We start from the raw sequence: 25,141 nt of genomic DNA on the forward strand, positions 1-25,141 counted from the left end.
GACACCGCTCCCCGCCCGTCGGCAGCGGCCGGGGAGCGGTGTCCGGCTCGGTGGGCGGGTCAGGCGGTGGGCAGCCAGACCCGCATGGTGCTCGGGCCGCGGTTCGCCCAGGAGTGGTACGGGACGAGGCGCAGCTCCACCGCCTCGCCCGCGGCGTCACCGGCGTCACCGGCGTCCGTGCCCCCGTACGGCCAGCCCTCGTCCGCCGCCCGCACGACGCGGCCCCGCACCCGGGCGCCGTCGCCGTCGGCGACCAGGGCCCCGGCGGTGCCGACGTCCACCCGGACCGCACCGGCGTCCGCGCCGCCGGGCAGGTCCACCGACTCGGCGCAGAGCACCACGGGACCGCGCTCGACCGCCACGCACCCGCGCACCGCGTCGATCCGGCCGTCCGGCGCGGTGACCCGCGGCTCGACCGGCAGCACCAGCCGCACCTCGTCCCCGGCGGCGAACGCGCGCCGCACGCGGACCTCGCCGCCGGACACCTCCGCGGGCGCCCCGTCGAGCGTCGCCGCACCGGCCGCCCACGCGGGCACCCGCAGCGCCAGCGTCCACTCGCCCGCCGGCGCGTCGGTCACGCGCACGACGACCTCGCCGTCGACGGGGTACCCGGTGGCGACCTCCAGGCCGACCGCCCGGCCGTCGCCGAGGCGCGTCGTGATCCGCGCCGGCGCGTACTGCTGCAGGTGCAGGGCGTCGTCGGACACGGCGGCCACGTACCCGCCGAGCGTGGCGAGCGTGCGCGCGACGTTGGTCGGGCAGCAGGACACCTCGAACCACGGGGCCCGCAGCCGGGACAGCGCGCGGGCGCTCACCTCGTCCTCCGCGGCCGCCTCCCCCGGCACCCGCTTCTGCAGCGGGTTGGTGTAGAAGAACGCCCGGCCGTCCTCGGCGGGCGAGGTCGCGACCACGTTGAACAGGGTGCGCTCGACGACGTCCCCCCACGCGGCGTCCCCGGTGGCGAGCAGCAGCCGCCAGGCGACCATGACGGACGCGACGCCCGCGCAGGTCTCGCAGTACGCGCGGTCGGGCGGCAGCTCGAAGTCGTCGCCGAACGCCTCGTCCTGGTGGTGCGCCCCCATGCCGCCGGTCAGGTACGTGCGCCGGGCGAGCGTGCGCTCGTAGGCCCCGCGGGCGGCCTCGAGCAGCTCGTCGTCCGCGGTGTCGACGGCGACGTCCACCGCGGCGGCGGTCAGGTACAGGGCGCGGACCGCGTGCCCGCGCAGCACCTCCGCCTTCCGGACCGGCACGTCGTCCTGGTAGTACTCCCGGCCGAACTCGATGTCGGGCAGCAGGCCGCGCCCCCGGCGCTCGACGAACAGCGCCGCCTGGTCGAGGTACCGCTGCTCCCCGGTGGCCCGGCCGAGCTCCGCGAGCGCGACCTCGATCTCGGGGTGACCGCACACGGCGTCGCGGCCGTCGGGCCCGAACTCCGCGCACACGTGGTCGGCGGCGCGGCGGGCGATCGCGACGAGCTCGTCGTCGTGCCCGGTCCGCAGCCGGGCGACCGCCGCCTGGATCAGGTGCCCGAAGCAGTACAGCTCGTGCCCCCACGCCAGGTCGGAGTACCGCGGCCGCTGCCCGGGGCGCCCGAACTTCGTGTTGAGGTACCCGTCGGGCTCCTGCACGGCGCCGATCTGCGCGGTGAGCTCGGCGATCCGGGCCTCGAGCGCCGGGTCGCCGGTGCGGCCGACCTCCCACGCCATCGCCTCGATCATCTTGTAGACGTCGGAGTCGGAGAACTCGCGCCCGGTGCGGTGCTCCGCGACGGTGCCGTCGACGGCCCGCGCGAAGTTGCCGATCCAGCCGACCCGGGTCTCCCAGCTGTCGCAGTGCGGGATGGTGGCGGCGCCGTTGACCTGCTGGCGGTCCGCCCAGAAGCCGCCCGTCAGGGTCACCTCGTCGAGGCCGAGCGGGCGCAGCGCGCCGCGGGACGGCACGACGGGGGCGACGGGTGGTGCGGTGGTGAGTGCGTGCACGGGGGTGGTCATCCCTTCAGGGCTCCGGACATGAACCCGTTGACGTAGTGCCGCTGCAGGATCAGGAACAGCACGACGCACGGGACGGTGAGCACGACGACGCCGGCCTGCGTGGCGCCGTAGTCGATGACCCCCATGACCTGCTGGCGCATGTTGACCAGCGCCAGCGGGAGCGGCTGGTTGTCGCCGCCCACCAGGTACAGGGGGACCATGAAGTCGTTCCACGCGGCGAGGAACGCGAACAGCCCGATGGTGATGAGGCCGGGCTTCACGGCGGGCAGCATGACCCGGCGCAGCGCCCCGAACGAGCCGCAGCCGTCGACGAGCGCCGCCTCCTCCAGCTCCCGGGGCACGGCCTCGAACGAGATGCGCATCATGAACATCGCGAACGGCAGCTGGAACACGGCGAGCACCAGCCCGACCCCGACGAGGGTGTTGGACAGCCCGATGTCCTTGAGCCAGATCACCAGCGGGATCAGCAGCGTTGCGTACGGGACCATGAGGATCGACAGCACGAGCAGGAACAGGGCGTCCTTGCCGGGGAACCGGAACCGCGCGAACGCGTAGCCGCCGAGCGTCGCGACCACCAGCGTCACGAGGACCGCGGTGGCGGTGATGCCGAGCGAGTTGCCCAGGTAGGTGGCGACGCCGGCCTGGTACGACGCGAGGGTCGCGTAGTTGCCGAACCCGACACCGTCGACCTGCGCGGACCCGGGCTGCGGGGACACCGACGACACGGTGGTCCAGATCATCGGGTAGAGGAACAGGATCGCGAGGCCGCCGGTCACGACGTAGAACGGGGTGCGTCCCAGGACGCGGGAGAAGCCGGTCATCGGAGCCTCACTCCTCGGGCGAGCGCCGCAGCGCCTTGAGCTGGACGACGTTGACGACGATGAGGGCGAGCAGCACGATCACCGACAGGGCGGCGGCCATGCCGAGGTCCCGCTTGGACTCGAACGCCAGGTTGTAGATGAGCTGGACGACGGTCGTCGTCGACGAGTCCGGCCCGCCCTTGGTGAGGATGTAGAACTGGTCGAACGCGAGGATCGACCCGGTGACGCACATGATCGTGGACAGGGCGAGCGACGGCTTGAGCAGCGGCAGCGTGATCCGGCGGAACACCTGCCACGTCCGCGCGCCGTCCAGCCGTGCGGCCTCGTACACGTCGTGCGGGATGCCCTGCAGGCCGACGAGCAGCAGGAGCATGTAGAACCCCGCGAACCGCCACACGATCAGCAGCACCGTGCCCCACAGGGCCCCGTCGGCCGACCCGAGCACGTTCACCTGCCCGCTGCCGAGCCCCAGCCGCTCCATCCACCCGGAGACCGGGCCGACCTGCGGGGAGTACAGCGCGTAGAACAGCAGCGACGCCGACGCCAGGCCGAGCGCCGTCGGCAGCAGGAACGCCGTGCGCAGGAACCCGCGCCACCGGCTGCTCTCCTGCACGAGCAGCGCGAGGCCCAGCCCGAGCAGGATGAGCAGCACGGTCGCGATCACCGTGTACTTGACGGTGAACCACACCGACGGCCAGAACAGCCGGTGCGCGACGACCTCGGAGAAGTTCTCCGGGAAGTTCGTGCCCTGGTTGCCGCCCAGCAGCGACCAGTCCGAGCCGGACATGACGACGACCAGCACGAGCGGCACGACGAAGAGCACCAGCACCAGCACCGCCGTCGGGCTCGCGTACAGCCAGCCCTGCAGGGCGCCGCGGGAGCGCGTGCGGGTCCGGCCCCGGGCCGCGCCCGCGCGGGCGGGTGCCTGCCGGGCCGGCACCCGCCTCGCGTGGCCGTGAGTCGCGACGGTCACTGCGACAGCACCTCGGTGATCGCGTCGTTGTCCTCGTCGACGGTGTCCGTGCCCTCGAACGTGGCGTTGCGCATCAGCGTCACCCACGGGCTGCCGGACGCGTTGAACGCCTCCGAGAAGAACTCCGCCACCGGCGTGCGACCGGACTCGGCGATCTTGTTCATCGTCAGCGCGAGCGGGTTCTCCTGCGCGTACTCGTTGTCGAGCAGGGAGTTGCGGCCGGGGACCTCGCCGTTCTTCGCGATGACCTCGAGCTGCGTCTCCTCCGACATCATCCAGGCGAGGAAGTTCCAGGCCTGCGCGACGTTCTCGGAGTCCTTGGAGATGCCCAGGGCGTCGCCGCCGAGGAACGTCGACTGCCCGCCGTCGACCCCGGGGATCGCGGTGACGCCGACGTCGATGCCGGCCTCCTGCGCCGCGTACACCGCGGTGTTCGGGTACTGCTGCACCCCGACCTGGCCGTTGGAGAACGGGGCGGTCCAGGTGGCTCCGGTCTCCTCCTTCGAGCCCGCCCCGACCGCTCCGGCCTGGTTGAGCTCGTAGTACATCTGGTAGAGCGCCTTGGCCGAGTCCGAGTTCACCTGCGCGGTCGTGCCGTCCTCCGACAGCACCTCGTCGCCGGACGCCCACATGGTCGGGAACCAGGTGAACACCCCGCAGCCGCCGCAGTTGCCGCCGTAGTAGGTGCCGGAGACGCCGGGCTTGCCGAGCGCCTGCACGGCCATGGCCTGCTCCTGGAACTCCGCCAGGTTCGTGGGGCCCTTCTCGGGGTCGAGCCCGGCCTCGCGGTAGAGGTCCTTGTTCCAGACCAGCACCGAGATGTCCTCGACGAACGGCAGCGTGTGCAGCGCGCCGTCGGGGTCCGTGCCGGCGTCCAGGTGGCCGCCCGTGATGTCGTCCTTGAAGTCCAGGGCGTCGATCTGCTCCGTCAGGTCGGTGAACAACCCGTTCGCGACCCAGTAGGGCAGCCGGACGACGTCGCCCGCGAGCAGGTCGGGCAGCTCGTCGTTCGTCGCCGCACCGCCGACCTTCCCCTCCATGTCGTCGTTCGGGATGATCTCGAGCTCGACCTGGTTCTCGTGCGACGCGTTGTACGCCTCCACGAGGGTGGTGGCCTGCCGCTCCAGCGGGGCGCGGGTCCACATCGTCAGCGTCGTGCCGTCGTCCACGCCGTCGGGGCCGGCGGACTCGAGGGCCTCCCCGGCGTCGCCGCCGTCGGACCCGGAGCCGCAGGCGGCCAGCCCGGTCAGCGCGAGGCCGGCGACGGCCAGCGTCGCCACGGGACGCAGCCCGCGCGATCGGAACATGCGGTTGCTCATCGTGCTCTCCTCGGAACTTCGCCGTCGAAGTTGTGCGGGGCACCCGGGTGGACACCGCGCGGAGGTTCTGCCGAAACCCTTTTCGGGGAACGTAGACCCCAGGCCGAGGGCCGGTCAAGGGGTTACGCGAAAACGTGATGTGTGTACGATCTCGGCCATGACGGCGCCGCTCCGGCGCCGCTGGCAGGGGCGCAGGAGGCAGCATGACGACCACGTCGGGCACCCCGCGCCGGCCCACGCTGTCCGACGTCGCGCGGCTGGCCGGGGTCTCCGTCGCGACCGCCTCGAAGTCCCTGAACGGCCGGCAGCAGGTGCGCGCCGAGACCCGCGAGCGGGTCCTGTCCGCGGCCGAGCAGCTGAGCTTCTCGCCCAACGTGCTCGCCCGGAACCTGCTGAGCGGGCGCTCGGGCACGATCGGCCTGGTCACCCACGACCTCGAGGGCCGGTTCTCCATCCCGACGCTCATGGGCGCGGAGGACGCCGCCGGCACCGGCAAGACGTCCGTGCTGCTGTGCGACGCCCGCGGCGACGCCCTGCGCGAGCAGTACCACGTGCAGGCGCTGCTCGGCCGGCGCGTGGACGGGCTGATGGTCGTCGGCGCCCGGCCCGACCCGCGCCACTCGCTCGGCCCGCTGCCCGTCCCCGTCGTCTACGCCTACGCGCCGTCGCAGGACCCGGACGACATGTCGGTCGTCTCCGACAACGTGCTCGGCGGGCGGCTGGTGGCCGAGCACCTGCTGGCCTGCGGGCGCCGGCGCATCGCGGTCGTCACGGGCGACGCCACCTACGGGGCCGCGCACGACCGCGTCGCCGGCGTCCGCGAGGTGCTGGACGCCGCCGGCCTCGCCATGACGGGCGAGCCGCTGTACGGCGCCTGGACCGAGGAGTGGGGCCGGACGGCGGCGGCCGTCGTCCTCGCGCAGCACCCCGACGTCGACGCCATCGTCGCGGGGAGCGACCACATCGCCCGGGGAGTCCTGGACACCCTCCGCGAGGCGGGCCGCGCGGTCCCGGACGACGTCGCCGTCACCGGCCACGACAACTGGGAGATCCTCGCGCTGAACGCCCGCCCGCACCTCACCTCGGTCGACATGAACCTCGAGGAGGTGGGCCGCCGGGCCGCCGCGCTGCTGTTCGACGCCATCGAGGGGCGGCCGTCGTCGGGCACCGAGGTCGTGCCGTGCCGGCTGGTGCCGCGCGGCTCCACGGCGCCGCGGCACGCGTGATTCCCCCGGTCCGGGGTGGTCATGAGACAGTTCCTCTCCCCGGACCGGAGAGGTGCACGCCGTGACGCAGCAGACGACCGAGCGCGACGACATGTACGCGTTCCTCGACACCTACGCCCAGGAGGCCGCCGACCGCATCGGCGCGCCGACCGAGTGCAGCATCATCCTGCGCCGGCACCACGTGCTGCAGTACGTCGCGAGCAGCGCCCCCCGGTCGGCGTACTGCGACCAGGTCGAGGTCGCGACGGGCGAGGGCCCGTGCGTCGTCGCGATCCAGCAGCTGCGCGGGGAGGTCGTGCCGGACGTCCTCGCCGAGACGCTGTGGCCCGACTGGCGCGCGGCGGCCACCGAGCAGGGCTTCCGGTCGGCGGCGGCCCTGCCGGGGATCGTCGACGCGGACACCACCGTGGCGCTCAACCTGTACTCCACCGAGGTCGACCCGTGGGACCCGGACACGCTCGTCGGCATGGACCGCCTGGTCCAGGAGGTCGCGGAGACCATCCGCACCCGCGGCATCTGACCCTGGCCGCCCTCAGCCGCCGGCGCGGCTGAGGGCGAACGCGACGATGAACCCGGCCGTCGTGATGAGGCCGGTGAACAGGTGCGCGCGCTCGAACGCCTCCGGGATCATCGTGTCGGCCACCATGGTGAGGATCGCGCCCGCCGCGACGGCGGTGATGACCGCGACCAGCTCCGGCGAGGCGCTGCCCAGCAGCGCGTAGCCGCCGGCCGCCGCGAGCGCGACCGTCACGGCGACGGCGCCCCACAGGCCGAACACGAACCGCGCGGACCGCCCCGCGCGCTTCATCCCGGCCGCGCTCGACAGCCCCTCCGGCACGTTCGAGATCACGACCGCGGCCGCCACCGAGGCGCTGACGCCGTTCCCCCCGAGCAGGCTCAGCCCGAGCACGACCGACTCGGGGATCCCGTCGAGCAGCGACCCCACGGCGATGGCCGTCCCGCTGCCGGCCTGGTCGGCCTCCGACGGCTGCAGCCCGCCCGAGCGCTTGCGGTGCCGGGCGCCGTGCCGGGCCAGCAGCACGTTCGCCGCGACGTACAGCACCGCGCCGAGGGCCAGGCCCGCCACCGCGGGCCCGAGCCCGCCGGTGTCCGCGGCCTCGTCGGCGAGGTCGAACGCCAGAGCCGAGATCAGCACCCCGGAGCCGAACGCCATGACCCCGGCGGTCACACGCGGCGGAACGCGGACCCACCACGCCACGGCCGCGCCCGCCACGAGCGCCAGCCCGCCCACGAGGCCCCACAGGCCCGCCTCGACCCAGCCACCCACCGCGCCCGCCTCCGCATCCCCGGGCGCCGCCCGGCGCGCCGTCCGGGGCCAGGCTCCCCCAGCACCGCCGCCCGCGCACCGCGGGGACCGACCTCTTGCCACGCTCCGGTACAGATCGGTATGGTCCGGTCTATACCACCTCCTACCGCCCTCCCCGGGAAGGATCACGTGCGATGGTGCAGGACATCCTCCAAGGCATTGCCGACAACCTGCTGAGCCAGGTCCCCATCCTCATCGGCCTGATCGCGCTGCTCGGCCTGCTGCTGCAGCGCAAGCCGGTCTCCGACGTGATCGGCGGGACGTTCCGCGCCGCGATCGGCGTCGTCATCCTCACCATCGGCATCGACGTGTTCGTCGGCGGGCTCGCGAGCTTCCAGGCGATCGTGTCCAGCGCGGTGGGCGTCGAGCCCCCGACCGCGACCACGACGCTCGACGACTTCCTCGCCGGCCCCGGCGCCGCCGCGCCGCTGATCATCGCCGGCGGGTTCGCCCTGCACCTCGTCATGGTCCGGGTGTTCCGGTCCGCGCGGTACGTCTACCTCACCGGGCACCTCATGCTCTGGATGAGCATCGTCGTCGCGGCCGCGCTGGTCGAGGCGTTCGGCGAGGTCGAGCGCTGGACCCTCGTCGGGGCGGGCTCCGTGATCCTCGCCTGCTACTTCACGCTGCAGCCGATGTGGATCGCGCCGCTGATGCGCCGCGTGATGGGCCACGACCAGTTCGGGCTGGCGCACACCACCTCGTCGCTGGCGCTGGCCACCGGCTACGGCGCGAAGGCGCTGCGCCTGGGCGACCCGGTCAAGCACGACACCGAGAAGCTCACGCTGCCCCGCAGCATCGCGTTCCTCAAGGACATGAACGTCGCCACCGCGCTGATCGTCGGCGTCATCATGATGATCGCGCTCGCGTTCGCCGACCCGGAGACCGTCCGGGCCGTCGCCGGCGAGGACCTGGCGCCGTTCGCCTGGGGCCTGATGCAGGCGCTCCGGTTCGCCGGCGGCATCGCCATCCTGCTGTTCGGCGTGCGGATGTTCCTGGCCGAGATCGTCCCGTCGTTCAAGGGCATCTCCGACAAGCTGCTGCCGGGCTCGAAGCCCGCGCTCGACATCCCGGTCATCTTCCCCAAGGGCACGACCGCCGTGATGGTGGGCTTCCTCGCCTCGACCGCGACGTTCCTGGTCCTGCTGGCCGTGTTCGCCGGCGCCGGGTGGTTCGTGCTGGTGCCGCCGATGATCATGCTGTTCTTCGGCGGTGGCGCCGGCGGCGTGTTCGGCAACGCGGTGGCCGGATGGCGGGGCGCGGTGTTCGGCGGCGTGCTCAACGGCGTCGTCCTCGCGTTCGGGCAGTGGATCTTCTGGGGCGTGTTCTCCGGCACCGCCCCCGAGCTCGCGACCCTCGCCGACCCGGACTGGTACGTCGTCGCCGGCGTGCTCACCTCCGTCGGGTCGGTGCTGGAGCCGCTCGGCGCGGCCGGCGTGTGGGTCGTGGCCGGCGCCGTGCTCGCGGTCTCCGTGGTGGCCCTGGTGGTCCTCGGGCGCCGTGCCGCGCGAGCCGACCGGACCGCCGCCGCCGAGGCCGACCGCAGCGACGTCGCCGTCCCCTGACACCGTGGACCCCCTGAACCCCCCGCACGTCCCCGAAGGAGCACCGACATGAGCCAGCGTCCCGAACCGCTCGCCGTCCTGGCCGTCTGCGGCCTCGGCATGGGCACGAGCCTCATCCTGCGCATGACCTGCGAGACCGTCTTCAGCCGGCTGGGCATCGACGCCCGCGTCGAGAACACCGACCTGTCCGCCGCCAAGAGCATGTCCCCCGACGTCCTGGTCGGCCAGGGCATGCACATGGGCGACCTCGAGGGTCTTGCGCCGGTCAACGTGGTGGTCGACGACTTCGTGGACGACGCCGCGCTCGAGGCGAGGCTGCGTCCGGCGCTGGAGGAGGCGGGGTGGCTGTGAGCACCGTCCCCACCCGCGCGGTGCACGTCGACGCGGTCGACGACTGGGCCGCGGGTGTCCGGACCGCCGGCGGGCTGCTGGTCGACCTGGGCGTCGCGACCGACGAGTACGTCACCGCGTGCGTCGACTCCGTCCGGGAGCGCGGCCCGTACATCGTGCTCGCTCCCGGGCTGGCCCTGGCCCACGCGCGACCCGAGCAGGGCGCGACCGGGGTGGGGGTGTCAGTGGTGCGCCTCGGCGAGCCGGTCGCGTTCGGGCACCCCGCCAACGACCCGGTCGACCTGGTGTTCGCGTTCGCGACCGTGGGCCCCGGCGCGCACCTCGACATGCTGCGGTCGCTGGCCGGCGCGCTGGGCGGCGGCCTCGCGGCGCGGCTCCGCGAGGCCGAGCCGGTCGACCGGCTGGGCGAGCTGCTCACCGAGGCGGTGGCCGGTGTCTGACGCGATCACGCACCACGGCGCCGACGTCGCGCGCCACGTCCGCACGGTCGTCGACGCGAACGTGGAGGCCGCGCGGCAGGCGGCCGACGTCGTCGTCGACGTCGCCCGCGCCGGCCGGGTCCTGCACGGCGCCGGCGCCGGGCACTCGCTGGCCGGCGTGCTGGAGATGTTCTTCCGCGCCGGGGGCCTGCCCTTCGTCAACCCGCTGTGGCACCCGGACGTCCTGCCGCTGAACGGCGCCGCCCGGTCCACCGCCGCGGAGCGCCGGCCGGGGCTCGGCACGCAGGTCGCGCGGGACTCCGGGATGCAGGCCGGCGACGCGGTGGTCGTGCTCTCCACCTCGGGCGTCAACTTCTACCCGGTGGAGATCGCCGCCCACGCGCGGTCGGTCGGGGCCCGCGTCATCGCGGTGACCTCCCGCCCCGCGTCGGCGGCCGCGCCGCTGCGCGAGGGCCGGCGGCTCGCCGACCTGGCCGACGTCGTGCTCGACACCTGCGTGCCGCCGGGGGACGTGACGTGGCCGGAGGACGGCCCGCGCACGGCCCCCCTGTCGTCCCTGGCGAACACGCTCTGCTGGAACCTCGTGCTCGTCGCGGCGCTCGACGCCGCACCGGACCTGCCGACGTGGCGCAGCGCGAACACCACCGGGCCGGAGGACCACAACGCCCGGCTGCAGGAGCTCTACCGGGCCCTCGTGCCCGTCATCTGAGCCGCGCCGGCCCTGCACAATGGCCGGACCGGCGGACACGCGTCCGCCGGGCGCACCTGGAAGGACAGCCGTGACCGCTCTGACCCGCGACCTCGTGGGCTCCCCGCCGCCGTCGGTGGCGAAGTACGCGTGGCTCAAGGCCGTCCTGGTCGACCACATCGACCGGCTCTCCCCCGGGGACCCGGTGCCGTCGGAGCGCGAGCTCGCGGACGGGCTCGACGTGTCCCGGATGACGGCGCGCCGCGCCCTCGGCGAGCTGGTCGTCGAGGGACGGATCAAGCGGGTGCCCGGGCGCGGCTCGTTCGTGAACGAGCCGACCATCCGCCTGCCCATCCAGCTCACGTCGTTCACGAACGACATGCAGCAGCGCGGGTACACGTCGGGCGCGCGGACGCTCGACGGCGGCCTGGTCCCGGCCGACGACTGGCTCAGCAGCAACCTGGACGTCCCGCGCGGGCACCAGGTCCTGCAGATCGTGCGGCTGCGCACCGCGGACGACCAGCCCGTCGCGATCGAGCGGGTCCACCTCAACGCCGACGTCGTGCCGGGCCTGGTCGACGTCGACCTGACGAACCGGTCGCTCTACTCGGTGCTGTCCGACCGGTACGGGGTCGTGTTCGACGGCGGGCGCCAGACCATCACCGCCCGGCTGGTCGACCCCGGCGACGCCGGGCACCTCGACCTGGCCGCCGGCGCCGCCGTGCTGCACCTCGTGCGCACGTCGACGTGGCGCGGCCGGCTCGTGGAGTACACGGTGTCGGTCTACCGCGGTGACCGGTACGAGCTGAGCAGCGCCCTCTAGCGCGCCGCCGGCGAAGGCGGCCGCTCACCCCCTGCAGGCGGCGGGCGGTCGGTGCCAGGTCCGACGACCGCCAGACAGGACCGCCCGGATCCCGCGACGCTCGGTCCGTGACCAGCACCGCCGCCGCCCCCGCGCACACCGTCGTCGACCCCGCGATCCTGTACTTCGGGACGCCCGTCGCCCTGCTCAGCACCGTCGACGGGGCAGGGCGCCCGAACCTGGCACCGATGTCGTCGGTCTTCTGGCTCGGCCACACCGCCGTGCTCGGGCTGGGCGCTCGGTCGCAGACGGCGCGCAACCTGATCGCGACGGGCGCGTGCGTGATCAACCTGCCGTCGGCGGACCAGGTCGACGTCGTGGACCGGCTGGCCCTGACGACCGGCCGCGACCCGGTCTCCCCGCGCAAGGCCGCGGCCGGCTACCGCCACGTCGCCGACAAGTTCCGGCTCGCGGGGATGACCCCCGTCGCGTCGGACACGGTCGACCCGCCCCGGGCCCTGGAGTGCCCGGTGCACCTGGAGTGCCGGCTGACGGCGACGCACGCGCTGGGCGGCGACGACCCCACCTCCGCGGGGCGGACGCTGGCGTTCGAGGTCGCGGTGACCCGGGTGCACGTGCACGACGACCTGCGGCTGCCCGGCTACGAGCACCGCGTCGACCCTGACCGCTGGCGGCCGCTGATCATGAGCTTCCAGCAGTTCTACGGCCTCGGCCCGCGGGTCCACCCCTCGCGCCTGGCCTCCGTCGACGAGGAGTGGTACCGCGCGTGACCCGCTGGTGCGGCCCTGGCCGGGTCCGTCAGCCCCGTCAGCCCTGCAGGCGGCGGGCCAGCATCGCCTTCGACTGCTCCGCCCCCTTGCGGCTCTCCGCCTGCGCCCGGCGGAAAAAGTCCGCGAGCTCGGAGTCGCCCTCCCGGTCCGCGTCCTGCACGTACTGCTCCAGGCGCAGGACGTTGCTCAGGCACGCCTCCGCGAACCAGATCAGGTTGTAGTCCTTGTCCGCCGTCCCGGTGACCGCACCGGTCTCGCTGTCCGACATGATGACCCCCTCGTCACGACGCGGTTTGCGTGCTCCCCACCGTAGGCCCGGTCGGCGCGGAGCGCACCGGTCGCCGCCCCGCGCCCGCGTGCCTACCGTGGCCGCATGACCACCTCCCCGGACCCGGACCCCTCGAACACCCCCGGCCTCGAGCCCGGCGGCGGCGTCGCCCCCGGCGACACCCCGCCCGGCGAGTCGAGCACGTCCGGCGCCGCCTTCCAGGAGCCCGACCTGCCCAGCCGCCGGACCAACTGGCTGGTGTACGCGCTGCTCGGCGCGGTGGTCGTCGTCGTGCTGCTGCTGTTCGTCGGGTACATCGTCGGCCTGCTCGACTGAGCCCGCCGGCGGCGCCGCCCGCCCCGGTCGCACGTCCGCCGGTCCGCGCCGACACTGGGGATCGGGGCAGGGTCGCCTGTCCCGGACCCGCGCGACGAGGAGGACCGACATGGGCCTGGACGACATGAAGGAGAAGGCCAGCGACGCCGGCATCGAGAAGGCCGGCGACGCCGCCGACTCCAAGACGGGCGGCAAGGGCGGCGACAAGATCGACAAGGCCGAGAAGACCGCCGACGACAAGATCGGCGGCTGACCGCACCTCCCCAGCCGCGCCCGCGCCCGGAGCTGCGACTGCCCGGGCGCGGGCCGACGGCTGCGGGTGCTCAGCCGCCCGTCGCGCCATCCGGCGCCCCGCCCGCCGCCCGGCCGGACGAGGCCCGACGCGCGCCGCGCCACCGGAGCACCCGGTCCAGCGCCACCCCCAGCACGGCGCCGACGACCACCCCCGCCGCCACGCGCAGCACCGGGTGCTGCCCCGCGAGCAGCCGGCCGGCGCCCGCCCCTAGCAGCACGGAGCACACCGCCCACGCCACGGCGGCGACGGCGGCGAGCCCCGCGAACCGGGCCCGCGGGAACCCGACGGCACCGGCGGTGAGGTTCACCGCCACCCGGACCCCGGGCAGGAACCGCGCACCCAGCACCACCGCCGCGCCGCGCTCGGCCAGCGCACCCTCCGCCCAGGCGACCGCCCGCCGCGCCCCCCGCCACCGCAGTGCCCGGAGCCGCCCGGCCGGGACCCGGCGGCCCATGCCGTAGGCGACCAGGTCGCCGGTGAGCGCCCCCGCCGCGGCGACCGTCCCGACGAGCCACAGCTCCGGCGCACCCCCGGACGCACCGAGCGCCGCGAGCGCGATCACGGCCCCCTCGCTCGGCACCGGCGGGAAGAAGCCGTCCACGGCCGCGAGCGCGAAGAGGACGAGCAGGGCCCACGGGGCGCCACCGAGCAGCACCACCCACTCAGCGACGTCCGGCATGCCCATCAATCGATCGTCGATGCTGATCTATCGAAAGTCAATAGTTCAGTGAGGGTCCACCTACGGCACACCAGACGTGCACCACTCAACCCCGTCCCCTGCCACCCACCGGCCCGCGCATCCTCGCCGGTCCCTGCTGCGTAGGTGCTTGCGGGCCCCGGGTGAGTGGTGCCGACCGCCCTAGCGTCGTGGTCACACGAGCAGGACCAGCGGGGCGTCGCCCTGCTGCGGACGACGGACGGGGGCCCGGGCATGGCACGCAGCACCAGCATCGCGCTCGTCGACGACCTCGACGGCACGCCCGCCGTCGTCACCCACGTGCTGGCCCTCGACGACCGGGCCGTCGTGGTGGACCTGTCGGCCGAGAACGCCCGCCGCCTGCGGGACGCGGTCGAGCCGTTCCTGGCCGTCGGACGCACGCCCGCACGGCGCCGGAACCCCGACCGCCCGCGGCCGCCCTCCGCCATCCGCGCGTGGGCGCTCGACAACGGCATGCAGGTCAGCGAGCGCGGCCGGATCCCGTCGGACGTGCTGCGGGCCTACGTCGACGCCCGCGGCGCGGCACCCACCGCCGACTGACCGCGGACGACCGACCCCGCAGGTGACGGCCCCGCACCCCTCCCCATGACCCCCCGGGCGCGCTAGCGTGGCGCCGAGGTTCACCGGCTCCGGGGGGAGGGCGCGTATGGACCCGTCCCCGGACGCGGTGGCGCAGGCGGTCTCCACCGGGTCGCTGCCCGGCTGGGCGCGGGTGGACGAGCTCGTGCTGGAGGCGCACGCCCGCGGCCTCGCCGACCCGGACGGGACCGTCGCGGACTACATCCCGGCGCTCGCGGCAGCGGACCCGGAGCTGTTCGGCGTGTGCGTCGCGGAGGTCGACGGCGGGCTGCACACCGCGGGGGACGCCGAGGTCGAGTTCTCGATCCAGTCGATCTCGAAGGCCTTCGTGTACGCCCTGGTCTGCGAGCGCCTCGGGCACGTCGCCGTCCGGGAGCGGGTCGGCGTGAACAACACGGGCCTGTCGTTCAACTCGGTCATCGCGGTGGAGCTGAACGCCGGCCACCCCATGAACCCGATGGTGAACGCCGGTGCGCTCGCCACGACCGCGCTGGTCGACGGCGGCACGCCCGCGGACCAGTGGGCGGCGGTCCACGACGGGCTCTCCCGGTTCGCCGGCCGGACGCTGGAGCTCGACGACGAGGTGTACGCCTCGGAGTCCCGCACGAACGGCCGCAACCGCGCGCTGGCCCAGCTGCTCGAGAGCTACGGCCGCATCGCGGTGGACCCGCTCGCGGTGGTCGACACCTACACGCGCCAGTGCAGCCTGCGCGTCACGGCGCGCGACCTCGCCGTCATGGGCGCCACGCTCGCCGACGGCGGCGTCAACCCGGTCACCGGCGAGCGCGTCGTCTCCGCCCAGGTGTGCCGGGACACCCTGGCGGTGCTCGCCGCGACCGGCCTGTACGAGCGGTCCGGCGAGTGGCTCTTCGAGATCGGCCTGCCCGGCAAATCGGGGGTGGCCGGCGGCATCGTCACCGTCGCGCCGGGCAAGGCCGGGATCGGGACGTACGCGCCGCGGCTCGACCGCGCCGGCAACAGCGTCCGGGGGCAGCGTGCGACCGCCCACCTGTCCCGGGTGCTCGGCCTGAACGTCTTCGCCTCAGCGGTCCACCCCCGAGCAGGAGGCTCGCCCCGATGACCACCACCGCGCAGCACCCCGCCGGCCCGCAGGCCGGGGCGGCGAAGGCGTCCTGGGTCCCGATGGTCGGGCTGTTCCTGGCCCAGGTCCTCATGTCGTTCAACGTGGCGGCGCTGCCCGTCTCGCTGGGCGGCATGGTGGAGGACTTCGGCGTCCCGCCGACCGCCGTCAGCACTGCGATCGTGATGTACGGCCTCGCGGTGGCCGCGCTGGTCATGGTCGGCGCCAAGATCGGCCAGCGGGTCGGCTGGATCACGGCGTTCCGCGTCGTCGTCGCGCTGTTCGCGGTGTCGGCGCTCCTGATGATCACCTCGCAGTCGGTGACCTGGGTGATCGTCGCCCAGGCGCTCGCCGGGGCGTGCGCGGCGATCATCGTGCCGTCGCTCGTCGCCCTCATCGCCGAGAACTACCACGGCCCGCAGCAGGCCACCGCGATCGGGTCCCTCGGGTCGGCGCGCGCCGTGTCCGGCATGAGCGCGTTCTTCATCGGCGGGGCGCTCGGCACCCTCGTCGGCTGGCGGCCCGTGTTCGCGATCGTGCTGGGCCTCGCCGTGGTGGTCTTCGCCCTGAGTTTCCGGCTGCGGTCCGACCGCGGCGACCGCCAGGTCACCATCGACGTCGTCGGGGCGGTGCTCATCGGCACGGCGGTCGTGCTGCTGACGCTCGGGTTCAACAACCTGAACTCCTGGGGCGTGGTGCTCGCCGGGGCGGGGGCGCCGTTCGACGTGCTGGGGCTGTCGCCCGCGCCGGTGCTCGTGCTGCTGGGGATCGTGCTGGGGCAGGGGTTCTTCGTGTGGACCCGCCGCCGGACCCGGGCGGGCGGCGTCCCGCTGGTGAGCCTCTCCGTGCTGGGCTCGTCGCGGGAGCGCGCGGCGGTCTACGCCATGTTCGTCGTCGTGGCGCTGGAGGCCGCGCTGAACTTCACCGTGCCGCTGTACATCCAGATCGTGCAGGGCCGCTCCCCGTTCGACACCTCGCTCGCGATGATGCCGTTCAACCTCACCGTGTTCGTCACCGCGACGCTGGTCGTGCGGTTCTACCGGCGGTTCCCGCCCCGCACGATCGGCGTGTTCTCGTTCGTGCTCACGACCGTCGCCCTGGTGTGGCTGGCGTTCGTCGTGACGAACAACTGGGAGACGCTGCCGACGATCGCCGGGCTCATCGTGTTCGGCATCGGGCAGGGGGCGCTCGTCACGCTGGTGTTCAACGTCCTCGTCACCGCGGCGCCCAAGGAGCTCGCCGGCGACGTCGGCTCGGTGCGCGGGACCACCCAGAACCTCGCGTCCGCCGTCGGCACCGCGTTCGCCGGCGCGCTGCTCGTGACGATCCTCGGCCTCAACGTCGGCCAGGCCGTCGCGCGCAGCGTCGAGCTCCCCGCGGAGGTCGTCGCGCAGGTGGACCTGGACGAGGTGAACTTCGTCAGCAACGACCGGCTCCGCGAGGTCCTCGAGGACACCGACGCCACGCCCGAGCAGGTCGACGCGGCGGTGCAGATCAACGTCGACGCCCGCCTGAGCAGCCTCAAGCTCGGCCTGCTGGTGCTCGCCGGGCTGAGCGCGCTGGCGATCCTGCCGGCCTCCCGGCTGCCCGCGTACCGCCCGCACGAGATCCCGGACCCCTCGCCCGCGGACGACTGAGCGGCACTGAGCGGCACCGGGCGGCACCGGGCGGCACCGACGACGCTGCTGCGCCCCGGCTACCGTGGAGGCGGTCGCGCCCGTCCACCCGGGCGCGGGACGACCACCTCGGGGAGCCGGACGCATGCGACGACACGGGCCTGCGGCGGCCCTCGCCACCCTGCTGATCGGGATGACCGGGGTGCTCGGGACGCTCGGGGCCACGGCCGGCACCTCCCCGGTCGACCCGGGTGGGGCCGCCGCTGCCGCGCCCTCGGCGTCCCCGAGCCCCGCGCGGCCCGGCGCCACGCCGACCCCCGCGCCCAGCGCGTCGCCCGAGCGGCCGGCCCCGACCGCCACGGCCCCTGCCCCCGCGCCGAGCGCGGCGAGCAGCTGGGCCCAGGGCGTGGAGCTGGTCGCGAGGGCGGGCGCGGTGGGCGGGCGCCGGGCCCACGCCGCCGCCGCCGTCGTGCCGGCCGGGGCCCAGGCCGCCGCCGACGGCCCGCCGGGCGCCGCCCCCGAGGACGTGCTCCGCCTCATGGTCACCGCCGGGGAGGCGATGATCGACGCCGGCCACACCGTGTCGTCCGTGGAGGAGACCCTCGCGCAGGTCGCCGCCGCCCACGGGGTGCGCGGCGCGGAGACGGTCGTGCTGCCGACCGCCCTGATCGTGTCCGTGCCGCACGCCGAGACCGTGCAGACCGCGGTGACGGGGACCGGGCGCCGGCCGCTGCTCCTGCACCAGCTGGACGCGCTGGCGGACCTGCTCGACGAGGCGACGACCCCCGCCGCCGACCCCCGCGGGGTGACCGGGCGGATCGCGCTGCTGCGCGCGGTCTCGCCGCCGTTCGGGACGCTCGCCCGGCTCGGCGGGTACCTGCTGCTGTCCGTCGGCATCGCGGCCCTGCTCGGGGCCTCGTGGGTCGACCTGCTGGTCGTGGCGGCCCTCGGTCTCGCGGTGGGGTCCGCCCAGCTGGCGTCGCGGGCGGTCTCCACCACGGCCGAGGTCGTCCTCACGGTCGCCGCGTCGTTCGCCGTCGCGACCGTCGTCCTGCTGCTCGCGCGGGCGGTGCCGGACCTCGGTGTGCTGCCGGCGATCGTCGCGCCGCTCGTGCTGTTCCTGCCGGGCGGGCTGCTGACGACCGGCGTGATCGAGCTCGCGACCGGGCAGATGCTGTCCGGCGCGGGGCGGGTCGCCGCGGGGACCATGCAGCTGGTCCTGCTCGCCGGCGGGATCGTGGCGGGCGCGGCGCTCGTGGGCGTGCCGGTGCTCGACCTCACCGCCTCGGGGCAGCCTCTGGGGCCGCTCGCACCGTGGGCCGGCGTCGCGCTGTTCGGGGTCGGGACCGTCGTGTTCCGGTGCGGGCGCCCCCGGACGATCGGCTGGGTCGTGCTCGTGCTGGCCGTCGCGTACGGCGCGCAGGTGGTCGGCGACGCCCTGTTCGGCGGGGTGCTGTCCGCGTTCGTCGGGGCGCTCGCGATGACGCCGGTCGCCCTGGCCGTCGCCCGGTTCCCGTCCGGCCCGTCGCCGCTCGTCTCATTCCTGCCGGCGTTCTGGATGCTGGTCCCCGGTGCGCTCGGGCTGGTCGGGGTCACGTCCCTGCTCGACGGCGACTCCGGCGGGGTGCCGACGCTCGTGACGACCGCCGCCACGATGGTGGTGATCGCTCTGGGGGTGCTGGTCGGGCTCGCGGGGACGCGCGCGCTGCCGGGCGTCGGGCGCGGCCGCACGCTGGTCTGAGCCCGGGCGCCGACGGGCGCGGCCGGGGGTACGGGTCCGGCACGGCCCGTCATCACGCCGGATGTCGGCACCTATTGACAAACGATAGATCACGCGCGACAGTCGATAGCGGCCGGCCGCGCCCGCGGACGGCCCGACAGGAGGAACCCCCGTGCCGTACGTGCTCGCCGTGCTCGCGCTCGCCACCGGGGCGGCAGCAGTCGTCGCCGGCGAGGCCGACGACTCACCCGGCCTCCAGCTCATCGGCGTCCTGCTCGGCGCCGCAGCCGTCACGCTGGTCGTCCGCGCGGTGCGCCGGCGACGGACCCGCCGCGCCGGGCCCTGACAGCCCGGCCCTGACCGCCCGGCCCTGACCGCCGGGCCCTGACCGCCGCGCCGCTCAGAGAGCCAGGCCCGGGTCCGCCGTGAGCTCGACGGTGGCCCACACGTCGTACGGCAGCCCCTGCAGCCGGTCGACCACCGCGTGCCGCACCGCGTCCTCCCCGTCGACGTCCCAGCCGGACCCCGGCTGCACGACGAAGTCCACCTCGACGTACAGGCGCCGACCGAGCTTCGTGGCCCGGACCACCGGCTGCGGCAGGCCGTGCTCGTCCCGCGCCAGCGCCACGACCCGGGCGATCTCGGCCGCGACCGGCTCCGGCGGCACGCCCTCCAGCAGCTCGTGCATCCCGTCCCGGACCAGGCGGACCGGCAGCGGGGCGATCAGCACGACCGCCACGAGCAGCAGCACCGGGTCCACGTACCCCGCGGCCACCGGCCGGTCCGCGCGCTCCAGGGCCAGGCCGGCGACGCCGCCGACCGCGACCACCACGCTGAGCCACGCGCCCGCGCGCCAGGACACGACCTCGGCGTGCACCAGCTCCGAGGCGGGCGCCCGCCGCCGCAGCGCCACCGCGGCCAGCACGCTCAGCACGGCGGAGGCGGCGCCGTACGCGAGCAGGCTCGCCGGGTCGCCCTCGGAACCGCCGGCGAGCAGCGTGCCCACGGCGTCGGCCAGCCCGTACACCAGGGTCGCGAGCAGTGCGGCCCCCTGCATCGCGACCGCGAGCGGCGTCGCCGCGTGCCGCCCGAACGGGTAGCGGCTGCTGGGCGTCGACCCCGCGGCGCGCGAGGCCAGGAACGACACCGCGACCAGGGCGATGCCCGCGAGCGCGTACACGCCGTCGAACAGGATGACGCCCGACCCCGCGACCAGCCCCCAGACGACCGCGCCGGTGCCGACGACCCCCGCGGCGACCGCCGAGCCGGCCAGGGCCGACCGCTCGCCGCGGACGTCGTCGGGCACGGCGCCGGGCAGGGCATCGGACGAGGCGTCGGGCACGGTCGCGGGCACGGCGTCGGGGCTGGGCTCGTCCACCTGGCCACCTCCCGGTCGGGTCCGGGCAGTGTCCCGCGCCGGGGTGCCGCCGGTCGAGGACCGGGCCGCTCGGGTCCCGCCCGGCCCCCGGCCCGCCGGGCAGGACCGGCCGCGCGTGCCTACCGTGCCCGCATGACCGACCGCGAGCACGACCTGGTCCTGCTGGGCGCCACGAGCTTCGTCGGGGCGCTGACCGCAGCGCACCTCGCGGCGTCGGCGCCCCCGGCGGCCCGGATCGCCCTGGCGGGGCGGGACCGCGAGCGCCTCGCCGCGGTGCGGGCGGGCCTGCCGGAGCGCGCGGCGGGGTGGCCGCTGCTGGCCGTCGACGTCGAGGACCGCCCGGCGCTCGACCGGGTCGTCGCCGCCACCACGGCGCTGGCCACGACGGTCGGCCCGTACGCCCGGCACGGCCTGCCGGTCGTCGAGGCGTGCGCGGCCGCCGGGACGCACTACGCCGACCTCACCGGCGAGCTCGGCTTCGTGCGGGCGGCGATCGACGCCGCCGACGCGCGCGCCCGCGCGACGGGTGCCCGCCTGGTGCACGCGTGCGGGTACGACTCCGTGCCGTCCGACCTGGGCGTGCACCTGCTGCACCGCGCCGCGACGGCCGACGACGCCGGCGGCCTCGTGGACGTGCACGCGCTGGCCGTCGCCCGCGGCGGGGTGTCCGGCGGGACGATCGCGTCCCTGCTCGGGGAGGTCGACGCCGCCCGCACCGACCCGCGGGTGCGCCGGCTGCACGCCGACCCCTACGCGCTGTCCCCCGACCGGGACGCCGAGCCCGGCGGCGCGCAGCCGTCGCCGTTCGCGCCGCCGCGCCGGCTCCGCGGGCGCTGGGTCGCGCCGTTCGTGATGGCGCCGTTCAACACGAAGGTCGTCCGCCGCTCGAACGCCCTGACCGGCTGGGCGTACGGGCGGGACCTGCGGTACGCGGAGCACGTCGACGCGGGACGCGGGCCCGCCGGGCTGGCCACCGCGCTGGCCGTCACCGCCGCGACCGCGCTGGGCGGCGCCGCCCTCGCGCTGCCGCCGACGCGGGCACTGGCCGGGCGGGTGCTGCCCGCGGCCGGCGACGGGCCCGACGAGCAGACGCGGCGCGCCGGCTGGTTCCGGCACCGGTTCCTCGCCACGACGACCAGCGGGCGGACCTACGCCGCGCGGGTGCAGGCGTCCGGCGACCCCGGGTACGCGGCGACGTCCGTGATGCTGGGCGAGGCGGCGCTGGCACTGGCCCTCGACGGCGACGCCCTCCCGGACCGCGCGGGCTCGCTGACCCCGGCGACGGCGCTCGGGGACGTGCTCGCCGACCGGCTGCGGGCGCACGGGTTCCGGCTGGACGCCGTGGCGACGCCGTCCTGATCCGACCCGCTCAGCGCGCCGGCCCCCGCAGCGCCAGCTCCCAGGCCACGGGCGCGACCTCGGCGTCCAGCCCGGCCGCGACCCGCGCGCACGCGACGCCCTGGTCGAACAGCGACTGCCGCACGCTCGGGAACCCGAGCGCGGCCGCGAGGTCGCTGTCGTCCCACCCGCTCACCCGGGCGGACGGTCCGAGGACGTCGAGCGCCCCCGCCGCGAGCTGGTCGCTCATCGCGATCACCACGTCCGGCCGCAGCTCGTCGCGCACCGCCGCCACCGCCGCGCGCCCGTCCTCGCGGGAGTGCCGCGCCACGACAGCGACCGGGAGGCCGCCCCAGTCCCGGCCGGACTCCTCGGCGGCCTCCCGGTAGCCGGTGAGCCGCGCGCGGGTGACCGGGAACGGCACGTCGGTCTCGGGCCCGCGCAGCAGGCCCGACCAGCGGTCCCGGTCCAGCGGCTGCGAGAGCACGAGCGGGGACCGCGCGCCCGTCAGCATGTGCCGCGCCATCGCCCGCGCGGCCGCCCGGTCGTCGGCGGTCACGACCTGCACGCCCGGCGAGGGCGGCCCGCCCTGGATCGCGGCGGGCCGGCCGGTCGCGGCGACGGCGTCGAGGACCGGGTCGTCGTCGGCCGTGGTCCACAGCACGAACCCGTCGACCGCCGCCTCGCGCACCCGGTCGACGTCGCCGGGCTCGCCGGTGCTCGGGATCAGCACGAGCCCGAGCCGGTGCTCGACGCACACCTTCGACACCCCGGCGAGGAACCGGGCGGCCTGCGGGTCCTCGAACGCGTAGGTCAGGTGCTCACCGAGCACGACGCCGAGGTTCCCGGTCGAGCCGCTCCGCAGCGAGCGGGCCACCGGGTCCGGTCCCCGGTAGCCGAGGCGCTCGGCGGCCTCCAGCACGCGGGCCCGGGTCGGCGCCGCGACGCGCTGCGGGCGCGTGTACGTGTAGCTCACGGTCATCACGGCGACGCCGGCCTCCGCGGCGACCTGCCGCATCGTCACGCGTCCGGGGTTCACGGGAGCAGCCTACCTGTGTACCGTTACACAGATGCGTACGACGACCGCCTCGCACACCGCCTTCGCCGCCTTCGGCCTGTTCTGGGGGACGTGGGGCGCCGCCCTCCCGGGGCTGCGGGACGCCGCCGGGGTCGACGACGCCGCGCTGGGCACCGCGCTGCTGTTCGTCGGCCTCGGTGCGCTGCCCGCGATGCTGCTGACCGGCCGGGCGGTCGACCGGTTCGGCGCCCGCACCGCCGGGCCGCTGCTGTGCGCCCTCGCGGTCGCGGGCGTGCTCACCGCCTGGTTCGCGCGGGACCTGCCGACCCTCGCGACCGGGATGGCGCTGGTCGGCGCGACCTCGGGCGCCGCGGACGTCGCGGGGAACGCGCTCGCGGGCCTCGCGGAGCAGCGCTCGGGCGGCCGGGTCATCACGCTCTCGCACGCCGTGTTCTCGTCCTTCGTCGTGATCGGCAGCCTCGGCACCGGCGCGCTGCGGGCCGCGGGGGCGGACGTGGTGCCGGTGTTCGCCGCGGCCGGCGCGCTCATGGTCGTGGCGGGTGTCGTCGTGCTCGCCACCGGGGACGGCCCGCACGCACCGTCGGCGCCGCCGGGAGGACGCCGCCGCGACGGCGCCCGGCTCCTGCTCCCCTTCGTGGTGATCGGCCTCGTCGGCGCGCTCGGGTTCGCCGCCGAGAACGCGCACCAGAGCTGGAGCGCGATCTTCCTGGCGGACGAGCTCGGCGCCGCGCCGGGGCTGACGGCGGTCGCGCCGGCGACGTTCGCCGTGTTCGCTGCGCTGACCCGGTTCGCCGCCGGGGCGTCCACCCGCGTGCCGACCGGGGCGCTGCTGGTCGGCGGCGCCGTGGTCGCCGCGGCCGGGACGCTCGCGGTCGCCGCCGCCCGGGACCTGCCCGTGGCCCTCGGCGGGCTCGCCCTCGCGGCCGTCGGCACGTCGGTGCTGTTCCCGACGCTGCTCAGCCGGGCCGCCCGCGACGTGCCGGCGGACCGGCGCGGGCGGGCGACGTCCGCGGTCGCGACCACCGCCTACCTGGGGTTCGTGCTCGGGCCCGTGTACGTCGGCGCCCTCGCGGACGTCGTGGGGCTGCGCGGCGCGATGGTCGGCGTCGCGGCGCTCGCCGGTGCGTTCGCGGTGCTGGCGCCCGCCGTCACCCGGCGCCACGAGCGCGCTCAGCGGGTCGCGCGGGGCAGCGGCCGGGCCGTCGCCTCCGAGAACTCCAGCGTGATGCGCAGGTAGCGGAGCTCGCGCGAGTCGAGGATGCGCCCGGCACCCGTGTAGTGGATCGCCTCGCCGTCGATCAGCTCCAGCTGGGCCATCGGGGCGTCGACCAGCAGCGAGTCGGTCGTCGCGTCCTCCACCCGCAGGCTCGCCGCCGTCCCCTCGATCCGGACGGTGTGGCCACGCAGGTCGACGGCCCGCAGGAGGGCGCGGGACTCGCCGTCGCGCAGCAGGATCCGGGTCGGTCGGAGCACAGGTGTCCCTCTCGGAGCAGGTCGGGTGTCTCGGGGAAGCGCATGCCACCCGGTCCTCCGATCGGCAGCCGGCGGCCGGTCTGATGGGACTTCGGTCCTCGGACTGCGAGCACCGCCCGGCACGAGGAGGTGTCCGGTGCCCACGTCGGGGAGGATCGTGGCCGTGGACACGGCGCGCGCACCGCAGGGCAAGGTCATCTTCCTCGACGTGGACGGCACCTACGCCGACCACGGCATCGTCCCGGAGGCGCACGTCGCGGTCGTCCGGGCCGCCCGGGCCGCCGGGAACCGGGTGCTGCTGTGCACCGGCCGCCCCCGGGCGATGCTCCCCCCGCGGATCCTGGAGGCCGGGTTCGACGGCATCGTCGCCTCCGCCGGCGGCTACGTCGAGCTCGACGGCCGGGTGCTCGCCGACGTGCGGTTCCCGGCCGACCTCGCCGCACGGGTGGTGGAGGTGCTGGACCGGCACGACGCGGCGTACCTGCTCGAGGCCCCGGAGGCCCTGTACGGGCGCCGTGGGGTCGACGTCCGCCTGCACGAGCTGCTCGCGCCGCACCTGCGCGACCCGCACGAGCGCGGCCCGCTGGACATCCTGCAGGCGCTCACCATGTCCGACGACCCGGCCGCCGACTCGTTCGCCAAGGTCACCTACTTCGACGCCCGCGTGCCGACGACGGTGATCGCCGCCGAGATCGGGGACGCCATCACGATCCTGCCCAGCTCGATCTCCGCGATGGGCGACGTCGCCGGGGAGATCCAGCTCGCCGAGGTGCACAAGGCCGTCGGCATCGAGGTCGTCACCGCGCACCTGGGGCTGACGCGCGACGACGTCGTGGCCTTCGGGGACGGGCTCAACGACCTGGAGATGCTGGAGCACGCCGGCACCGCCGTGGCCATCGAGGGCGCCGACCCGCGGCTGCTCGCCGTCGCCGACCACGTGGCCGCCGGGCCCGGGGCGCACGGGCTGGTCCCGGCGTTCGCGCAGCTCGGGCTCGTGTAGCGATCG

At 75.4% G+C, this 25,141-nt stretch carries 28 protein-coding genes; 18 read left to right on the forward strand and 10 right to left on the reverse strand.

Annotated elements, in window-relative coordinates; translation table 11 throughout:
* Positions 1 to 59: 59 nt before the first annotated feature.
* From KJP73_RS13495 to KJP73_RS13510, 4 genes are read right to left on the reverse strand one after another with little or no spacing between them, the layout of a single operon-like run.
* A complete protein-coding gene (locus tag KJP73_RS13495) occupies positions 60 to 1,991 on the reverse strand; it encodes a glycoside hydrolase family 127 protein (protein WP_213283381.1) in 1,932 nt (643 codons plus the stop codon).
* On the reverse strand, positions 1,988 to 2,812 hold the full coding sequence (locus tag KJP73_RS13500; RefSeq protein WP_213283382.1) for a carbohydrate ABC transporter permease: 825 nt from the start codon (positions 2,810 to 2,812) through the stop codon (positions 1,988 to 1,990). Before KJP73_RS13500 ends, KJP73_RS13495 begins: the two co-directional genes overlap by 4 nt.
* A gap of 7 nt (positions 2,813 to 2,819) precedes the next feature.
* Positions 2,820 to 3,785 (reverse strand): carbohydrate ABC transporter permease, encoded by a 966-nt coding sequence (locus KJP73_RS13505; protein WP_249669384.1) that lies wholly within the window; start codon positions 3,783 to 3,785, stop codon positions 2,820 to 2,822.
* Positions 3,782 to 5,104 carry an ABC transporter substrate-binding protein gene (locus tag KJP73_RS13510; protein ID WP_213283383.1) on the reverse strand — a complete coding sequence of 441 codons (1,323 nt, stop codon included), beginning with the start codon at positions 5,102 to 5,104 and terminating at the stop codon, positions 3,782 to 3,784. Before KJP73_RS13510 ends, KJP73_RS13505 begins: the two co-directional genes overlap by 4 nt.
* Positions 5,105 to 5,307: 203 nt before the next feature.
* On the opposite strand from KJP73_RS13510, the gene KJP73_RS13515 reads away from it, so the two are divergent.
* Together KJP73_RS13515 and KJP73_RS13520 are read left to right on the forward strand one after the other, a co-directional pair.
* Positions 5,308 to 6,330, forward strand: coding sequence for a LacI family DNA-binding transcriptional regulator (locus KJP73_RS13515; RefSeq protein ID WP_213283384.1), 1,023 nt, complete (start codon positions 5,308 to 5,310; stop codon positions 6,328 to 6,330).
* 61 nt (positions 6,331 to 6,391) lie between these two features.
* Positions 6,392 to 6,850, forward strand: a complete 459-nt coding sequence (locus tag KJP73_RS13520; protein WP_213283385.1) for a GAF domain-containing protein — start codon at positions 6,392 to 6,394, stop codon at positions 6,848 to 6,850.
* Positions 6,851 to 6,862: 12 nt separating this feature from the next.
* Here KJP73_RS13520 and KJP73_RS13525 read toward each other — a convergent pair whose 3' ends face one another.
* Positions 6,863 to 7,618 carry a ZIP family metal transporter gene (locus KJP73_RS13525; protein WP_213283386.1) on the reverse strand — a complete coding sequence of 252 codons (756 nt, stop codon included), beginning with the start codon at positions 7,616 to 7,618 and terminating at the stop codon, positions 6,863 to 6,865.
* 173 nt (positions 7,619 to 7,791) lie between these two features.
* On the opposite strand from KJP73_RS13525, the gene KJP73_RS13530 reads away from it, so the two are divergent.
* From KJP73_RS13530 to KJP73_RS13555, 6 genes are all read left to right on the forward strand, one after another.
* The gene (locus KJP73_RS13530) at positions 7,792 to 9,222 is read left to right on the forward strand and encodes a PTS transporter subunit IIC (RefSeq protein ID WP_213283387.1); all 1,431 of its coding nucleotides are present in this window, start codon (positions 7,792 to 7,794) and stop codon (positions 9,220 to 9,222) included.
* Between the two features lie 48 nt (positions 9,223 to 9,270).
* Positions 9,271 to 9,573, forward strand: coding sequence for a PTS sugar transporter subunit IIB (locus KJP73_RS13535; RefSeq protein WP_213283388.1), 303 nt, complete (start codon positions 9,271 to 9,273; stop codon positions 9,571 to 9,573).
* Positions 9,570 to 10,013 (forward strand): PTS sugar transporter subunit IIA, encoded by a 444-nt coding sequence (locus tag KJP73_RS13540; RefSeq protein ID WP_249669385.1) that lies wholly within the window; start codon positions 9,570 to 9,572, stop codon positions 10,011 to 10,013. Before KJP73_RS13535 ends, KJP73_RS13540 begins: the two co-directional genes overlap by 4 nt.
* Complete coding sequence (locus KJP73_RS13545) at positions 10,006 to 10,722, forward strand: sugar isomerase domain-containing protein (RefSeq protein WP_213283390.1); 717 nt, start codon at positions 10,006 to 10,008, stop codon at positions 10,720 to 10,722. Before KJP73_RS13540 ends, KJP73_RS13545 begins: the two co-directional genes overlap by 8 nt.
* A gap of 70 nt (positions 10,723 to 10,792) precedes the next feature.
* Positions 10,793 to 11,524 carry a GntR family transcriptional regulator gene (locus tag KJP73_RS13550; RefSeq protein ID WP_213283391.1) on the forward strand — a complete coding sequence of 244 codons (732 nt, stop codon included), beginning with the start codon at positions 10,793 to 10,795 and terminating at the stop codon, positions 11,522 to 11,524.
* 107 nt (positions 11,525 to 11,631) lie between these two features.
* Positions 11,632 to 12,294 (forward strand): flavin reductase family protein, encoded by a 663-nt coding sequence (locus tag KJP73_RS13555; protein ID WP_213283392.1) that lies wholly within the window; start codon positions 11,632 to 11,634, stop codon positions 12,292 to 12,294.
* 37 nt (positions 12,295 to 12,331) lie between these two features.
* Here KJP73_RS13555 and KJP73_RS13560 read toward each other — a convergent pair whose 3' ends face one another.
* Entirely contained in the window at positions 12,332 to 12,562 is a 231-nt protein-coding gene (locus KJP73_RS13560) for a hypothetical protein (protein WP_249669386.1), read from the reverse strand.
* 105 nt (positions 12,563 to 12,667) lie between these two features.
* Here KJP73_RS13560 and KJP73_RS13565 point away from each other — a divergent pair, with 105 nt between their 5' ends.
* Both KJP73_RS13565 and KJP73_RS13570 read left to right on the forward strand, forming a co-directional pair.
* Positions 12,668 to 12,898 (forward strand): DUF6480 family protein, encoded by a 231-nt coding sequence (locus KJP73_RS13565; RefSeq protein WP_213283393.1) that lies wholly within the window; start codon positions 12,668 to 12,670, stop codon positions 12,896 to 12,898.
* A 109-nt stretch (positions 12,899 to 13,007) separates the two neighbouring features.
* The gene (locus tag KJP73_RS13570) at positions 13,008 to 13,151 is read left to right on the forward strand and encodes an Rv0909 family putative TA system antitoxin (protein WP_213283394.1); all 144 of its coding nucleotides are present in this window, start codon (positions 13,008 to 13,010) and stop codon (positions 13,149 to 13,151) included.
* 70 nt (positions 13,152 to 13,221) lie between these two features.
* Here KJP73_RS13570 and KJP73_RS13575 read toward each other — a convergent pair whose 3' ends face one another.
* Complete coding sequence (locus tag KJP73_RS13575; RefSeq protein ID WP_213283395.1) at positions 13,222 to 13,872, reverse strand: DedA family protein; 651 nt, start codon at positions 13,870 to 13,872, stop codon at positions 13,222 to 13,224.
* A 252-nt stretch (positions 13,873 to 14,124) separates the two neighbouring features.
* Here KJP73_RS13575 and KJP73_RS13580 point away from each other — a divergent pair, with 252 nt between their 5' ends.
* The 5 genes from KJP73_RS13580 to KJP73_RS13600 all read left to right on the forward strand — a co-directional run bounded on the left by KJP73_RS13580 (position 14,125) and on the right by KJP73_RS13600 (position 19,253).
* Positions 14,125 to 14,451, forward strand: a complete 327-nt coding sequence (locus tag KJP73_RS13580) for a histone-like nucleoid-structuring protein Lsr2 (RefSeq protein WP_213283396.1) — start codon at positions 14,125 to 14,127, stop codon at positions 14,449 to 14,451.
* Positions 14,452 to 14,557: 106 nt separating this feature from the next.
* The gene (gene glsA / locus KJP73_RS13585; protein ID WP_213283397.1) at positions 14,558 to 15,571 is read left to right on the forward strand and encodes a glutaminase A; all 1,014 of its coding nucleotides are present in this window, start codon (positions 14,558 to 14,560) and stop codon (positions 15,569 to 15,571) included.
* Positions 15,568 to 17,208 (forward strand): MFS transporter, encoded by a 1,641-nt coding sequence (locus KJP73_RS13590; protein WP_249669387.1) that lies wholly within the window; start codon positions 15,568 to 15,570, stop codon positions 17,206 to 17,208. Before glsA ends, KJP73_RS13590 begins: the two co-directional genes overlap by 4 nt.
* A gap of 124 nt (positions 17,209 to 17,332) precedes the next feature.
* Complete coding sequence (locus KJP73_RS13595; protein ID WP_213283398.1) at positions 17,333 to 18,928, forward strand: threonine/serine ThrE exporter family protein; 1,596 nt, start codon at positions 17,333 to 17,335, stop codon at positions 18,926 to 18,928.
* A gap of 151 nt (positions 18,929 to 19,079) precedes the next feature.
* On the forward strand, positions 19,080 to 19,253 hold the full coding sequence (locus tag KJP73_RS13600) for a hypothetical protein (RefSeq protein ID WP_213283399.1): 174 nt from the start codon (positions 19,080 to 19,082) through the stop codon (positions 19,251 to 19,253).
* A gap of 54 nt (positions 19,254 to 19,307) precedes the next feature.
* Here the strand turns inward: KJP73_RS13600 and KJP73_RS13605 are convergent, their stop codons facing one another.
* Positions 19,308 to 20,285, reverse strand: coding sequence for a cation transporter (locus tag KJP73_RS13605; protein WP_213283400.1), 978 nt, complete (start codon positions 20,283 to 20,285; stop codon positions 19,308 to 19,310).
* A 132-nt stretch (positions 20,286 to 20,417) separates the two neighbouring features.
* On the opposite strand from KJP73_RS13605, the gene KJP73_RS13610 reads away from it, so the two are divergent.
* Complete coding sequence (locus tag KJP73_RS13610) at positions 20,418 to 21,644, forward strand: saccharopine dehydrogenase family protein (RefSeq protein WP_213283401.1); 1,227 nt, start codon at positions 20,418 to 20,420, stop codon at positions 21,642 to 21,644.
* Positions 21,645 to 21,654: 10 nt separating this feature from the next.
* Here KJP73_RS13610 and KJP73_RS13615 read toward each other — a convergent pair whose 3' ends face one another.
* On the reverse strand, positions 21,655 to 22,662 hold the full coding sequence (locus KJP73_RS13615; protein ID WP_213283402.1) for a LacI family DNA-binding transcriptional regulator: 1,008 nt from the start codon (positions 22,660 to 22,662) through the stop codon (positions 21,655 to 21,657).
* A gap of 31 nt (positions 22,663 to 22,693) precedes the next feature.
* Here KJP73_RS13615 and KJP73_RS13620 point away from each other — a divergent pair, with 31 nt between their 5' ends.
* Positions 22,694 to 23,899 (forward strand): MFS transporter, encoded by a 1,206-nt coding sequence (locus tag KJP73_RS13620; protein ID WP_213283403.1) that lies wholly within the window; start codon positions 22,694 to 22,696, stop codon positions 23,897 to 23,899.
* Here the strand turns inward: KJP73_RS13620 and KJP73_RS13625 are convergent.
* Entirely contained in the window at positions 23,833 to 24,135 is a 303-nt protein-coding gene (locus KJP73_RS13625; protein WP_213283404.1) for a hypothetical protein, read from the reverse strand. The genes KJP73_RS13620 and KJP73_RS13625 overlap by 67 nt on opposite strands.
* A 157-nt stretch (positions 24,136 to 24,292) precedes the next feature.
* On the opposite strand from KJP73_RS13625, the gene KJP73_RS13630 reads away from it, so the two are divergent.
* A complete protein-coding gene (locus KJP73_RS13630; protein WP_249669388.1) occupies positions 24,293 to 25,135 on the forward strand; it encodes an HAD hydrolase family protein in 843 nt (280 codons plus the stop codon).
* The last annotated feature ends 6 nt before the right edge of the window (positions 25,136 to 25,141 follow it).

It is taken from the genome of Cellulomonas hominis (assembly GCF_901521055.1).
Classification (GTDB): domain Bacteria; phylum Actinomycetota; class Actinomycetes; order Actinomycetales; family Cellulomonadaceae; genus Cellulomonas; species Cellulomonas endometrii.